7 protein-coding genes are annotated in these 14,533 nt (G+C 66.4%); 2 read left to right on the plus strand and 5 right to left on the minus strand.

What is annotated here, in order from left to right; translation table 11 throughout:
* Positions 1-49: 49 nt before the first annotated feature.
* A complete protein-coding gene (locus tag ACTJJX_RS00335; RefSeq protein WP_003106479.1) occupies positions 50-1,852 on the minus strand; it encodes an acyl-CoA dehydrogenase in 1,803 nt (600 codons plus the stop codon).
* Positions 1,853-2,153: 301 nt separating this feature from the next.
* On the opposite strand from ACTJJX_RS00335, the gene ACTJJX_RS00340 reads away from it, so the two are divergent.
* Positions 2,154-2,990, plus strand: a complete 837-nt coding sequence (locus tag ACTJJX_RS00340; RefSeq protein WP_003095790.1) for a 23S rRNA (adenine(2030)-N(6))-methyltransferase RlmJ — start codon at positions 2,154-2,156, stop codon at positions 2,988-2,990.
* Between the two features lie 3 nt (positions 2,991-2,993).
* On the opposite strand, the gene msrA is transcribed toward ACTJJX_RS00340, so the two are convergent.
* From msrA to aceE, 4 genes are all read right to left on the minus strand, one after another.
* Positions 2,994-3,641, minus strand: coding sequence for a peptide-methionine (S)-S-oxide reductase MsrA (msrA, locus tag ACTJJX_RS00345; RefSeq protein ID WP_003095789.1), 648 nt, complete (start codon positions 3,639-3,641; stop codon positions 2,994-2,996).
* A gap of 93 nt (positions 3,642-3,734) precedes the next feature.
* A complete protein-coding gene (dipA, locus tag ACTJJX_RS00350; protein ID WP_003114559.1) occupies positions 3,735-6,434 on the minus strand; it encodes a phosphodiesterase DipA in 2,700 nt (899 codons plus the stop codon).
* 417 nt (positions 6,435-6,851) lie between these two features.
* Positions 6,852-8,495: a dihydrolipoyllysine-residue acetyltransferase gene (gene aceF / locus ACTJJX_RS00355; protein WP_015503765.1), complete on the minus strand. Its 1,644-nt coding sequence runs from the start codon at positions 8,493-8,495 to the stop codon at positions 6,852-6,854.
* A 128-nt stretch (positions 8,496-8,623) separates the two neighbouring features.
* Positions 8,624-11,272, minus strand: coding sequence for a pyruvate dehydrogenase (acetyl-transferring), homodimeric type (gene aceE / locus ACTJJX_RS00360; RefSeq protein WP_003114556.1), 2,649 nt, complete (start codon positions 11,270-11,272; stop codon positions 8,624-8,626).
* 281 nt (positions 11,273-11,553) lie between these two features.
* On the opposite strand from aceE, the gene glnE reads away from it, so the two are divergent.
* The gene (gene glnE / locus ACTJJX_RS00365) at positions 11,554-14,502 is read left to right on the plus strand and encodes a bifunctional [glutamate--ammonia ligase]-adenylyl-L-tyrosine phosphorylase/[glutamate--ammonia-ligase] adenylyltransferase (RefSeq protein WP_016852209.1); all 2,949 of its coding nucleotides are present in this window, start codon (positions 11,554-11,556) and stop codon (positions 14,500-14,502) included.
* The last annotated feature ends 31 nt before the right edge of the window (positions 14,503-14,533 follow it).

Raw genomic sequence — 14,533 nt, forward strand, 5'->3', positions numbered from 1 at the left:
GACATAAAAAAGCCCCGGACGTGACCGGGGCGGGAAAGGGCAGGCAGGATCAGAACCATTCTTCCTGCATGCTCGAACACACGTCGTCGCGGGCCTCCAGCAGCGCCAGTTCGTGGTGGCAGCCAGGCACTTCCCAGGTCAGGAAGTAGCGTGCGGCCTGCAACTTGCCGCGATAGAAGTCGGCGTCGGTGCAGTCGCCGCGAGCCAGCCCTTCCTCGGCGCGGATCGCCTGCTCCAGCCAGCGCCAGCCGATCACCGCATGGCCGAACACTTTCAGGTACAGCGCCGAGTTGGCCAGGCCCTGGTTGACCTGGCCCTGCATCAGGTCGCCGAGCAGTGCCAGGGTCACCTCGGACAGCCGCGCCACCAGCCGTTCCAGCGGCTGGCGCAGGGCGACCAGGGATGGGTGGGCTTCGGCGCGCCGGCAGGCATCCTGGATCAGGCGGGTCAGCTGGCGCAGGCCGGCGCCATTGTTCTGCCCGACCTTGCGTCCCAGCAGGTCGAGGGACTGGATGCCGTGGGTGCCTTCGTGGATCGGGTTCAGGCGATTGTCGCGGTAGTACTGTTCCACCGGGTATTCGCGGGTGTAGCCGTGGCCGCCGAGGATCTGGATCGCCAGCTCGTTGGCCTTCAGGCAGAACTCCGAGGGCCAGGACTTGACGATCGGGGTCAGCAGGTCGAGCAGGTCGTGGGCCTGGCGGCGCTGTTCGTCGTCTTCCAGGGTCTGGCTGTCGTCGAACAGGCGCGCGGCGTACAGGCCCAGGTCGAAGGCGCCTTCGACATAGGCCTTCTGGGTCAGCAGCATGCGCCGCACGTCGGCGTGGCGGATGATCGCCACCTGTGGCGCGCTCGGGTCCTTGCCGTCCGGCAGGCGGCCCTGCGGGCGTTCGCGGGCGTACTCCAGCGAATAGAGGTAACCGGCATAGCCAAGCATCACCGCGCCCATGCCGACGCCGATGCGCGCCTCGTTCATCATCTGGAACATGTAGGCCAGGCCGTGGTGCGGCTTGCCCACCAGGTAGCCGACGCAGGCGCCGTTGTCGCCGAAGTTCAGCGCGGTGGAGGTGGTGCCGCGATAACCCATCTTGTGGAACAGGCCGGCGAGGATCACGTCGTTGCGCGGCCCGAGGCTGCCGTCGGCGTTGACCAGGAACTTCGGCACGATGAACAGCGAGATGCCTTTCACCCCCGGCGGTGCATCCGGCAGCTTGGCCAGGACCATATGCACGATGTTCTCGGAGAGCGGGTGGTCGCCGCCGGAGATGAAGATCTTGTTGCCCTTGATCCGATAGCTGCCGTCGGCGGCCGGTTCGGCGCGGGTGCGGATGTCGGAGAGGGAGGAGCCGGCGTGCGGTTCGGTGAGGGCCATGGTGCCGAAGAAGCGGCCCTCGATCATCGGTTGCAGGAAGCGCTGCTTCTGCTCCTCGCTGCCGAAGCTCTCGATCAGGTTGGCGGCACCCATGGTCAGGAACGGATAGGCCGAGCTACCGACGTTGGCCGCCTGGAAGTGGGCGAAGCAGGCCTGCGACAGCAGGGTCGGCAACTGCATGCCGCCTTGCTCGAAGCTGCGGGTGGCGTTGAGGAAGCCGGCGTCGAGGAAGGCATCCACTGCCGGCTTCACTTCCGGAATCAGCGTGGCTGAGCCATTCTCATAGAGCGGCTCGTGTTCGTCGCCCTTGCGGTTGTGCGGGGCGAACAGCTTTTCCGCCAGGCTCCGCGCGGTGCCGAGGGCGGCATCGAAGGTTTCGCGGCTATGTTCGGCGAAGCGCGGGCGCTGGGTCAGGGCTTCGGCATCGAGGACTTCGTACAGCTCGAACGCCAGGTTGCGGGAACTGAGCAGGGTTTCGGACATGACGACCTCGGCGAAAGGGGATCGTGGGGCGGCGCGGCGAAGGCATCGACCGTCGCAGGCGGTGCCAGGGTGCCAGCGAGTCTAGGCTGGTGAATGAAGGTCGCCAACCAACATCGATATGCGTGATACAAGGGCCAAACCTGCGACGGCGAGACCGCTGCCGAAGCCTCGGGAGGCTGGTAGAATCCGCGCCCCTCGCCCATGGGCGAGGGCCTGTGCCGACGCGGGGTCGGCGCGAATCCGCCGGGGCCGGGCGGTCCGGCTAGCAGCGCTGCCTGGCGCTGTCCAAGGAGCAGTCATCATGAACTATCGTCACGCTTACCACGCCGGCAACCATGCCGATGTCTTCAAGCACCTGGTGCTGGCGCGGATCTTCGCCCTGCTGGGGCGCAAGGACACGCCGTACGCCTACCTGGACAGCCATTCCGGGGTCGGCCTCTACGACCTGCAGGGTGACGAGGCCAGCCGCACCGGCGAGTGGGAGCAGGGCATCGCCCGCCTGTGGGAGCGCGAAGGCCTGCCCGAGCAACTGGACGATTACCTGGACGTGATCCGTCACCTGAATCCGGACGGCTCCCTGCGCTACTACCCGGGCTCGCCGGAACTGGCACGGCGCCTGACCCGCGCCCAGGACCGCGTGCTGCTCAACGAACTGCATCCCGAGGACGGCCGCCTGCTCAAGGCCAACATGGCTGGCGAACGGCGGGTCGCCGTGCACCAGGGCGACGGTTGGCTGCTGCCGCGGGCGTTCCTGCCGGCGCCGGAAAAGCGCGCGGTGCTGCTGATCGATCCGCCGTTCGAGCAGGCCGACGAATTGCAGCGTTGTGTCGCTGCGCTCGACGAGGCGATCGGGCGGATGCGCCAGACGGTGGTGGTGATCTGGTATCCGATCAAGGACGAGCGCCAGCTCAAGCGTTTCTACCAGGCCCTGGAACGTAGCGTCGCGCCGAAGCTGCTGCGTGCCGAGCTGCACGTGCATCCGATCGACGACGCCGAGCGTTTCAACGGCTCCGGGCTGGCCATCGTCAATCCGCCGTGGCCGCTGGAGGACGAACTGCGCGACCTGCTGCCCTGGCTGGCCGAGGTCATGGCCCAGAGCCAGGGCGGCTGGCGTCTCGACTGGCTGGTGGCGGAATAGTCGTCAGGCCGGCAGGCACACCCCGGTGCCGCCCAGGCCGCAGTAGCCGTTGGGGTTCTTCGCCAGGTACTGCTGGTGGTAGGCCTCGGCGTAGTAGAAGGGCGGGACGTCGGCGATCTCGGTGGTGATGCGGTCGTAGCCGGCTTTCGCCAGTTCGGCCTGGAAGCTCTCCCGGCTGGCCATGGCCGCGGCCTTCTGGGCCGCGTCGAAGGTGTAGATCACCGAGCGGTACTGGGTGCCGATGTCGCCGCCCTGGCGCATGCCCTGGGTCGGGTCGTGGGCTTCCCAGAATACCTTGAGCAGCTGTTCGAAGCTGGTCTCCTGCGGGTTGTAGACCACCAGCACGACCTCGCTGTGGCCGGTCAGGCCGGAGCAGACTTCGTCGTAGGTCGGGTTCGGCGTGTAGCCGCCGGCATAACCCACCGCGGTCACCCAGACACCCGGTTGCTGCCAGAGGCGACGCTCGGCGCCCCAGAAGCAGCCCATGCCGAACAGCACCTGTTGCAGGCCGGCGGGGAACGGCGCGGTCAGCGGGCGGCCGTTGACGAAGTGCGCTTCGGGCACCGGCATGGCGCTTTCGCGACCCGGCAGGGCCTGGTCCGGCGTGGGCAGCTCGCTTTTCTTGGTGAGGATTTCAGAACGCAGAACCATGGCTCTCGTCTCCTGCTCAGGGGGTAGGCGAATGACTCGCGGATGAGCACAGAGAGTACAGCCTTTCCGCGCCGGCGGGGGAGGCCTGGGCGATCAGTGCAGGGTGCGGCAAGGATAGCGCAGCAGACTGGTATTGAGCAGGTCGCTGGGGATCGGCCGGTCGAACAGGTAGCCCTGGCCGATGTCGCAGCGGTTGCGCCGGAGGAAGGCCAGTTGCTCGGCGCTCTCCACGCCTTCGGCGACTACCTTGAGCTTGAGGTTGTGGGCCATGGCGATCACCGCCGAGGTGATTTCCATGTCGTCCTGGCTGTCCGGGATGTCCTTGATGAAGCTGCGGTCGATCTTGATCACGTCGATGGGGAATTTCTTCAGGTAGCTCAGTGACGAGTAGCCGGTGCCGAAGTCGTCCATCGCCAGGGTCAGGCCGAGGCTCTTCAGGCGTTCGAGTTGCTGGCGGGTATCGTCGGTGGCGTCCAGCAGCAGGCTTTCGGTGAGCTCCAGTTCCAGCTGGCTGGCCGGGATGTTCTCTTCGTGGAGGATCGCCGCGATCGAGCCGACCAGGTCCGGGTCGGTGAACTGCTTGGGCGACAGGTTGATGGCGATCTGCAGCTCGCCCAGCCCGGCCTCGGCCAGCTCGCGGGCCTGGCGACAGGCTTCGCGGATCACCCACTTGCCGATCGGCACGATCAGCCCGGTTTCCTCGGCCACGCTGATGAAGCGGTCCGGGCGGATCATGCCTTTTTCCGGATGCTGCCAGCGCAGCAGGGCTTCCAGGCCGAGCAACTGGCCGCTGCGCAGGCACAGCTTGGGCTGGTAGTGCACCGCCAGTTCGTTCTGCGCCAGGGCGCGGCGCAAGTTGCTCTCGACGAACAGCTTGTAGCTGGCCTCGGCGGTCAGCGCCTCGGTGAACACCTGGACCTGGTGCTTGCCGTTGGCCTTGGCCTTGTGCAGCGCCAGGCCGGCGTACTTCATCAGGGTCTGCGGGTCGCAGCCGTGCTGCGGGGCGCTGGCCAGGCCGATGGAGCCGGTGATGTTGATCAACTGGTTGTCGACGAACAGCGGCTTGTCGAGCATGTGCAGGACCTGCGCGGCAATGCTTTCGCCCTTTTCCACCGCGGTGTCGTCGAGCAGCACGGCGAACTCGTTGCTGGCGAAGCGCGCCAGGGTGGCGCCGTCGCCGAGGCAACTGCGCAAGCGCCGGGCCAGGCTGACCAGCAGCTTGTCGCCGGTCTGGTGGCCGAGGCTGTCATTGATCCGCTTGAAGTTGTCGATGTCCACCAGCAGCAGGCTGAGCGGGCGGTCGCCGCTGCTTTCCAGGCGTTCCTCGAGGGCGCCGATGAAATAGTGCCGGTTGGCCAGGCCGGTGAGGTTGTCGCGGTAGGCGAGTTTCTCGATGTGCTGCTGGGCCAGCTTGTTCTGCGTGATGTCTTCGTAGATGCCGATGTAGTGGGTCAGCTCGCCGAGATCGTCGTAGACCTTCGACAGCGACAACTGGCCCCAGTAAGGCTCGTGGTTCTTGCGGCGGCTGCGGAACTCGCCCTGCCAGCTGTTCTGCTGGGTCAGCGCGGAACGCGCGTCGAACAGCAGCTCGCTGAGGTTCTCCAGCGCCGGAAGCTCGGACAGGCGTCGGTTACGCACTTCGTCGGCGCTGTACTGGGTGATCGAGGTGAAGCTCGGATTGACGTATTCCACCACGCCGTCGCGGTCGATCAGCAGGAAGGCGCTGGCGCTCTGTTCCACCGCGCGCTGGAACAGGTGCAGGGCGCTGGAGACATTGCGTCGCTCGTGGTTCATCAGGACCTGCGCGTACTGGTCGGCGAGTTCCCCGGCGAAGGCGATCTCGTCGCTCTGCCACATGCGGTTCTCGCCGGCGTGTTCCAGGCACAGCACGCCGACCACCTCGCCGCCGATGCGGATGGTGGCGTCGAGCAGGGCGTTGACGCCCAGCGGCCTCAGGTAGTCCTTGTAGAGTTCCTGGGTGCGTGGGTCGCGCTGGGCGTTGTGGGCGTCGATGGCGCGCCCGCTGTGTACCGCCTCGAGGTAGGCGGGGTAGCGGCTGGCGTCGATGCTCTGGGGCTTCTCGTACTGGTCGAGGTCGCGGCGGTAGACGGTCACCGCTTCCAGGCGCTGGTCGTCGAGCAGCCGCCAGATGCCGGCTCGCGCGGTGCCGTAGGCTTCGCAGGCGGCCTGGGTGATCAGTTGCGCAGCCTCCAGCAGCGGGTCGCTGGACAGGTAGCGATGGCGGGCCAGGCGGACGATCAGGTTCTGCTGGGTGCGCGAGCGCAGCAGGTGTTGCAGGTGGTCGTCCTGGGAGCGCTGGTAGAGGTCCAGGGACGCCTTCAGGCGCAGGTTCTGCGATTCCAGGTCGAGCAACTGTTCGCTGCGCTCGGCGCTCTCCGCTCGCTCCTCGACCATCAGGTAGCCGTGCAGCAACTGGCGGCCATGCTGCTGGAAGGCTTCGCCGAACTCCAGCATGGTCAGCACGCCGTTGGGTGTGTGCAGCTTGTAGCTCACCTGGTAGTGCGGGCGCTTCACCAGTTGCTGCTGGATCTGCTCGTGCAGGCGGTGGCGGGCCTCGGGTTCCATCAGGCTGGCGTAAGGCGCATCGAGCAGTGCGCAGAGGGTAGTCGCCGGCAGCCCGAGCTGGCGCTCGCAGGCAGGATCGAGGAACAGCAGTGCCCAGCTCGGCTCGTTCAGCCGCTCGAAACGCAGCAGCCCGAGCCGCGACGGCACGGGTAGCTGCGTGACAACCTCGGCCGCCGAACGGCTGGCGGCATCGGGATGACTTTTCATGCGAGGCTGATTCCAGGTACTGAGCGAGGGGGAGGCCTCGACCCGTTTCGATGGGGTGCAGGCAAAGGGTGCATTATGCCGATTGGTCTGACAAGTAACTCTGTATCGGCCCGGCAGGGCCCAAGTTAAGCGTATCCGGGAAAAAACCGCTGGACGGTCGGAGGTCTGCGGTGCCGCTGGAAAAGCCCTGTTTTTCGTAGGGTTGGCTTCGCCGGGAGGGTTGGCGTCGAGCGCCTGTCATCGTGCGCGCCGAACTCGCGCCTGCGGGTCCTGTGGCATTCGCTGGCGGTACGACAGGACGCAGTTTCGCCGAGCCGTCAGGCGGGCAAAAAAAGCCCCACCATCCGGTGGGGCCGAGAGACGAGCGTGGCATGCTCGCGAGAGGGGCTGGCCGCTCCGTGGGGAGCGGCGCAGGTATTACAGGAGCAGGGTGCGGATGTCCGCCAGCAGCTCGCCCAGGCGCTTGGTGAAGCGCGCCGCGGCGGCACCGTTGATCACGCGATGGTCGTAGGACAGCGACAGCGGCAGCATCAGGCGCGGCTGGAAGGCCTTGCCGTCCCATACCGGCTGCATGGTCGCCTTGGACACACCGAGGATCGCCACTTCCGGCGCGTTGACGATCGGCGTGAAGCCGGTGCCGCCGATGTGGCCGAGACTGGAGATGGTGAAGCAGGCGCCCTGCATGGCATCGGCCGAGAGCTTCTTGTTGCGGGCCTTGTCGGCCAGCTCGGCGGCCTCGGCGGCCAGTTGCAGGAGGCTCTTCCGGTCGACATCGCGGATCACCGGGACCAGCAGGCCGTCCGGAGTGTCCACGGCGAAGCCGATGTGTACGTACTTCTTGCGGATCAGCGCCTTGCCGCTGGGGGCCAGCGAACTGTTGAAGTCCGGCAGTTCCTTGAGCAGGTGGGCGCAGGCCTTGAGCAGGATCGGCAGTACGGTCAGCTTGACCCCGGCCTTCTCCGCCGCGGCCTTCTGGGCAACGCGGAAGGCTTCCATGTCGGTGATGTCCGACTGGTCGAACTGGGTCACGTGCGGCACGTTCAGCCAGCTGCGATGCAGGTTGGCGGCGCCGACCTGCATCAGGCGGGTCATCGCCACTTCTTCCACTTCGCCGAACTTGCTGAAGTCGACTTCCGGGATCGGCGGGATGCCGGCTCCGCCGGTGGCGCCGGCACCGCCGGACTTGGCGCGCTGCAGTTGCTCCTTGACGAAGACCTGGACGTCTTCCTTGAGGATGCGACCCTTGGGACCGCTGGCTTTCACTTCGCTCAGCTCGACGCCGAACTCGCGCGCCAGCATGCGCACCGCCGGGCCGGCGTGGACCTTGGCGCCATCGCGGCTGGGTGCGCCGACCGGAGCCGGGGTATCGGCCTTGGCTGGCGCAGGGGCCGCCGCGGCGGGCTTCTGCTCGGCGGCGGGCGCCGCGGACTGGGCCGGAGCGGCTGCCGGTTGCTCTTCGGCTGCCGGAGCGGCGCCTTCCACCTTCAGCTTGAGGATCAGGTCGCCAGTGCCGACTTCGTCACCGACCTTGATCGAGACGCTTTCCACCACGCCGGAGGCCGGCGAGGGGATCTCCATGCTGGCCTTGTCGGATTCCAGGGTGATCAGCGACTGGTCGGCCTCGACCGTGTCGCCGGCCTTGACCATCACTTCGATGACGTTGGCCTTGCCGGCCGAGCCGATGTCCGGGACCTTGATGTCCTGGACGCTGGCCGCGGCGGGGGCGGCCGGCTTGCTCTCGCTCGGGGCGGGAGCAGGCGCTTCGGCTTTCGGCGCTTCCGGTTGGGCGGGCGCTGCCTCGGCCTTGGCTTCGGCAGGCTGTTCGCCGCCTTCCACTTCCAGCTCGAGGATTTCGTCACCTTCTTTCAAGGTGTCGCCGACCTTCGCCTTGATGCTTTTCACTACCCCGGCCTTGGGACTGGGGATTTCCATGCTGGCCTTGTCGGATTCCAGGGTCAGCAGGCTCTGATCGGCCTCGACCTTGTCGCCGGGCTTGACCAGCAGCTCGATGACTTCACCCTCACCGTTGCCGATGTCGGGTACGCGAATGAGTTCGCTCACATTCCTCTCCTTTTACGTGCCACCACCGCTGTGCGGCGCGCAAAACAAAGACTTTTGGTCCTTGGTTCGTTGTGAGCCGGCGCCGGCGTGCTCGAAACCCCTCGCTGCCGAGGGGAGTATGGAGCGAATTAGCAATCCAGCGGGTTGCGCTTCTCCGGATCGATACCGTACTTGGCGATGGCCTCGGCCACCACTTTCGGCTCGATATCGCCGCGATCGGCCAGCGCTTCGAGCGCGGCCAGCACCACCCAGTGACGATCCACTTCGAAGAAGTTGCGCAGCTTCTTGCGGCTGTCGCTGCGGCCGAAGCCGTCGGTGCCGAGCACCTTGTACTCCTTGGAGGGAACCCACTGGCGGATCTGCTCGGCGTAGAGCTTCATGTAGTCGGTGGAGGCGATCACCGGGCCGCGACGGCCGCCCAGGCACTCCTCGACGTAGCTCTGCTTCGGCTTCTGGCCCGGATGCAGGCGGTTCCAGCGCTCGACGGCAAGGCCGTCGCGACGCAGCTCGTTGAAGCTCGGCACGCTCCAGACGTCGGCGCCGATGCCGAAGTCGTTGCGCAGCAGCTTGGCCGCTTCCTCGACTTCGCGCAGGATGGTGCCGGAGCCCAGCAGTTGCACGTGGTGAGCGGCTTCCTTCTTGTCCTCCTCGAGGAGGTACATGCCCTTGATGATGCCTTCCTCTGCGCCCTTCGGCATGGCCGGCTGGACGTAGTTCTCGTTCATCACGGTGATGTAGTAGAAGATGTCCTGCTGCTCTTCGATCATCTGCCGCGAGCCTTCGCGGATGATCACCGCCAGTTCGTAGGCGTAGGTCGGATCGTAGGTGCGGCAGTTCGGGATGGTCGAGGCCAGCAGGTGGCTGTGGCCGTCCTCGTGCTGCAGGCCTTCGCCGTTCAGCGTGGTGCGACCGGCGGTGCCGCCGATCAGGAAGCCGTGCGCGCGGCTGTCGCCGGCGGCCCAGGCCAGGTCGCCGATGCGCTGGAAGCCGAACATCGAATAGAAGATGTAGAACGGCAGCATCGGCTGGTTGTGGGTGCTGTAGGAGGTACCGGCGGCAATCCAGCTGGACATGGCGCCGGCCTCGTTGATGCCTTCCTCGAGGATCTGGCCCTTCTTGTCCTCGCGGTAGAACATCACCTGGTCCTTGTCCACCGGCTCGTAGAGCTGGCCGACCGAGGAGTAGATGCCGAGCTGGCGGAACATGCCTTCCATGCCGAAGGTACGGGCCTCGTCCGGGACGATCGGGACGATGCGCGGGCCGAGTTCCTTGTCCTTGACCAGCTGCGAGATGATCCGCACGAAGGCCATGGTGGTGGAGATCTCGCGATCGCCGGAGCCGTCGAGCATGGCCTTCAGGGTTTCCAGCGGCGGAACCGGCACGCTCATGCTCTTCTGCCGGCGCACCGGCATGAAGCCGCCCAGCGCGGCGCGGCGCTCGGCCAGGTACTTGGCCTCGGCGCTGCCTTCTTCAGGCTTGTAGAACGGCAGCTTCTCCAGGTCGGCGTCCTTGACCGGGATGTCGAACTTGTCGCGGAACGCGCGCAGGCTGTCGACGTCGACCTTCTTCACGTTGTGCGCGATGTTCTTCGCTTCGCCGCTGCCGGTGCCGTAGCCCTTGATGGTCTTGGCCAGGATGACGGTCGGCTGGCCCTTGTGGTTGACCGCCTGGTGGTAGGCCGCATAGACCTTGTAGGGGTCGTGGCCGCCGCGGTTGAGCTTCCAGATTTCCTCGTCGGAAAGGTCCTTGACCATTTCCAGCAGTTCCGGACGCGCGCCGAAGAAGTGCTCGCGCACGTAGGCGCCGTCTTTCGCCTTGTAGTTCTGGTATTCGCCGTCGATGACCTCGTCCATGCGCTGTTGCAGCAGGCCGGCGGTGTCCTTGGCGAACAGCGGGTCCCAGAAGCGACCCCAGATGACCTTGTTGACGTTCCACTCGGCGCCGCGGAACACGCCTTCCAGCTCCTGGATTATCTTGGCGTTGCCGCGGACCGGGCCGTCGAGGCGCTGCAGGTTGCAGTTGATGACGAAGATCAGGTTGTCGAGTTTCTCGCGGCCGGCCAGGGAGATCGCGCCGAGGGATTCCGGCTCGTCGCACTCGCCGTCGCCCATGAAGCACCAGACCTTCTGCTTGCCGGCGGGGATGAAGCCGCGGCTTTCCAGGTACTTCATGAAACGTGCCTGGTAGATCGCCTGGATCGGGCCAAGGCCCATGGATACGGTGGGGAACTGCCAGAAGTCTGGCATCAGCCAGGGGTGCGGATAGGAGGACAGGCCGTTGCCGTCCACTTCCTGGCGGAAGTTCTCCAGTTGTTCCTCGCTGATGCGGCCTTCGAGGAAGGCCCGGGCGTAGACGCCGGGGGACGCGTGGCCCTGGAAGAACACCAGGTCGCCGCCGTGTTCGTCGGTGGGAGCCTGGAAGAAATAGTTGAAGCCGATGTCGTAGAGGGTCGCCGAGGAGGCGAAGGTGGAGATGTGGCCGCCCAGGTCCGGGTCGTGCTTGTTCGCCCGCATCACCATCGCCAGGGCGTTCCAGCGCACCAGGGAGCGGATCCGGCGTTCCATGAACAGGTCGCCGGGCATGCGTGCTTCGTGGGTTACCGGAATGGTGTTGCGATAGGGCGTGGTGATCGCGTAGGGCAGTTGGGTGCCGCTACGGCTGGCCAGCTCGCCCATGCGGGTCATCAGGTAATGAGCGCGGTCTTCACCTTCGCGGTCGAGTACGGACTCCAGGGCGTCCAGCCATTCCTGGGTTTCGACGGGATCGAGGTCTTGCATGGCTTGCTCCAGGGCGGAAAGGCTTCCAGAATCGGATGCCATAGGTGAGCGGCCGGCCTCGTGGGCGACCGCAGCTAATTCTTGGATGTTCTCCGGGGGTGTACCCGGCGACTTGTAGTTTTACTACAGATCAGTCTGAGAAACAGCCCTCTGGATACAATTTTTAGTAGTAAAACTACATTTCGATTGTCGCTGTCAGGCTATAAGGCCCGATGTAGAGCCTTTTCGACGTTGTGCGTCGAGCCTGTGGTCTTCGGTCGGAAGCCCAAACAGGATAGACCATGAGCCTGCCTTCGCTGGCGAATCTGCCGGCCACCCTGCTGCCCGCCGCCGAACGCGCCGGGACTGCCCTCCGCTCCGCTGTCGCCGCCCTCGATGCCGCCGCCCTGGCCCGCCTGGAGGCCTGGCCCGAGGAGCGCCTGGAGGATTTCCGACGGGTCGCCGCGGCCAGCGATTTCGTCGCCGAGCAGGCAGTGCGCGACCCGGCGATGCTGCTGGAACTGGCCGAACGCGGCGAGCTGGAGAACCCCCACGCGCCCGGCGAACTGCGCAGTCAGTTGCAGGCGCGGCTGGAGGATTGCGCCGACGAGGACGAACTCGGTCGGCGCCTGCGACGTTTCCGCACACGCCAGCAACTGCGCATCATCTGGCGCGACCTGACCCGCCGCGCCGCGCTGGCGGAAACCTGTCGCGACCTGTCGGCCCTGGCCGACGCCTGCATCGACCTGGCTTGCGAGTGGCTCCATCGGCGCCAGTGCGAGCAGTTCGGCACGCCGATCGGCCGGCGCTCCGGCGAACCGCAGCGGATGGTGGTCCTCGGCATGGGCAAGCTGGGCGCGGTGGAACTCAACCTGTCGTCGGACATCGACCTGATCTTCGGTTACCCGGAGGGCGGCGAGACCGAGGGGGCGAAGCGTTCGCTGGACAACCAGGAGTTCTTCACCCGCCTGGGGCAGAAGCTGATCAAGGCGCTGGATGCGATCACCGTCGACGGCTTCGTCTTCCGCGTCGACATGCGCCTGCGTCCCTACGGCTCCAGCGGACCGCTGGTCTACAGCTTCGCCGCGCTGGAGCAGTACTACCAGGACCAGGGGCGCGACTGGGAGCGCTACGCGATGATCAAGGCGCGGGTGGTCGGCGGCGACCAGCAGGCAGGCGAGCAACTGCTCGGCATGCTGCGGCCGTTCGTCTATCGGCGCTACCTGGACTTTTCCGCCATCGAGGCGCTGCGCACCATGAAGCAGCTGATCCAGCAGGAGGTCCGGCGCAAGGGGATGTCGGAAAACATCAAGCTGGGCGAAGGCGGTATCCGCGAGGTGGAGTTCATCGCCCAGGCCTTCCAGTTGATCCATGGCGGGCGCGACCTGAGCTTGCAGCAACGGCCGCTGCTGAAAGTGCTGGCGACCCTGGAGGGGCAGGGCTACCTGCCGCCGGCGGTGGTCGAGGAGCTGCGCGGCGGCTACGAGTTCCTGCGCTACGCCGAGCATGCCATCCAGGCGCTGGCCGACCGGCAGACGCAAATGCTGCCCAGCGACGAATACGACCGCATCCGCGTGGCCTTCATCATGGGCTTCGCCAGTTGGGCCGCATTCCACGAGCGCCTGAGCCACTGGCGGGCGCGCATCGACTGGCACTTCCGCCAGGTGATCGCCGACCCGGACGAGGACGAAAGCGGCGAGGCGGCCTGCGGCAGCGTCGGCGCCGAGTGGATCCCGCTGTGGGAGGAGGCGCTGGACGAGGAGTCGGCCAGCCGGCAACTGGCCGACGCCGGCTTCGTCGATGCCGAGGCGGCCTGGAAGCGTCTCAGCGATCTGCGCCACGGCCCCCAGGTGCGAGCGATGCAGCGTCTCGGCCGGGAGCGCCTGGATGCCTTCGTTCCGCGCCTGCTGGCGATGACCGTGGAAAACCCCCAGCCGGACCTGGTGCTGGAGCGGGTCCTGCCGCTGGTGGAAGCGGTGGCGCGGCGTTCCGCCTACCTGGTGTTGCTGACCGAGAACCCCGGCGCGCTGGAGCGCCTGCTGACCCTCTGCGCGGCCAGCCCGATGGTTGCCGAGCAGATCGCGCGGTTCCCGATCCTGCTCGACGAGCTGCTCAACGAGGGGCGCCTGTTCCGTCCTCCACAGGCCGCCGAGCTGGCCGCCGAGCTGCGCGAACGGCTGATGCGGATTCCCGAGGACGACCTCGAGCAGCAGATGGAGACCCTTCGTCACTTCAAGCTGGCCCACGGGCTGCGGGTGGCGGCCTCGGAGATCGCCGGCACGCTGCCGTTGATGAAGGTCAGCGACTACCTGACCTGGCTGGCCGAGGCGATCCTCGTCGAGGTCCTCGAACTGGCCTGGCGGCAGTTGGTGCAGCGTCATGGCCGGCCGTTGCGCGCCGACGGCACGCCGTGCGATCCGGACTTCGTCATCGTCGGCTACGGCAAGGTCGGCGGGCTGGAGTTCGGCCATGGCTCGGACCTCGACCTGGTGTTCATCCATGACGGCGACCCCCACTGCGAGACCGATGGCGGCAAATCCATCGATGGCGCGCAGTTCTTTACCCGCCTGGGGCAGAAGATCATCCATTTCCTCACCGCGCAGACGCCATCCGGCACCCTCTACGAGGTCGACATGCGCCTGCGTCCGAGCGGCGCGGCCGGCCTGCTGGTGAGTTCGCTGGGCGCCTTCCAGCGCTACCAGGAGCAGGAGGCCTGGACCTGGGAGCACCAGGCGTTGGTCCGCGCCCGGGTGCTGGCCGGTTGCCGGCGGGTGCAGGCGAGCTTCGAGGCGGTACGTGCCGAGGTGCTGGCGAGGCCGCGCGATCTCGACGCGTTGCGCACCGAAGTCAGCGAAATGCGCGCCAAGATGCGCGACAACCTGGGAACCCGCGCGACCGCCGCCGGTACCGCCTCGAATGCCTTCGAGGCCACGGCAGCCTTCGATCTCAAGCACGATGCCGGTGGTATCGTCGATATCGAATTTATGGTGCAATATGCGGTTCTAGCTTGGTCCGGAAAACACCCGGCGCTGCTCGAATTCACCGATAACATCCGCATTCTGGAAGGACTGGAACGGGCTGGCCTGATCGCCAGCGAGGACGTCCGTCTCCTGCAGGAGGCCTACAAGGCCTATCGCGCAGCCGCACACCGCCTGGCACTACAGAAGGAGGCCGGGGTCGTGAGCGGCGAGCACTTCCAGACGGAGCGGCGAGAAGTGATCAGGATCTGGCGCGAGCTGCGGCTCGGCTGATCCACTCAGGCACGTAACGCAAGTACGTAAC

It is taken from the genome of Pseudomonas sp. 22490 (assembly GCF_052044465.1).
In the GTDB taxonomy this organism is placed as follows: Bacteria; Pseudomonadota; Gammaproteobacteria; order Pseudomonadales; family Pseudomonadaceae; genus Pseudomonas; species Pseudomonas aeruginosa.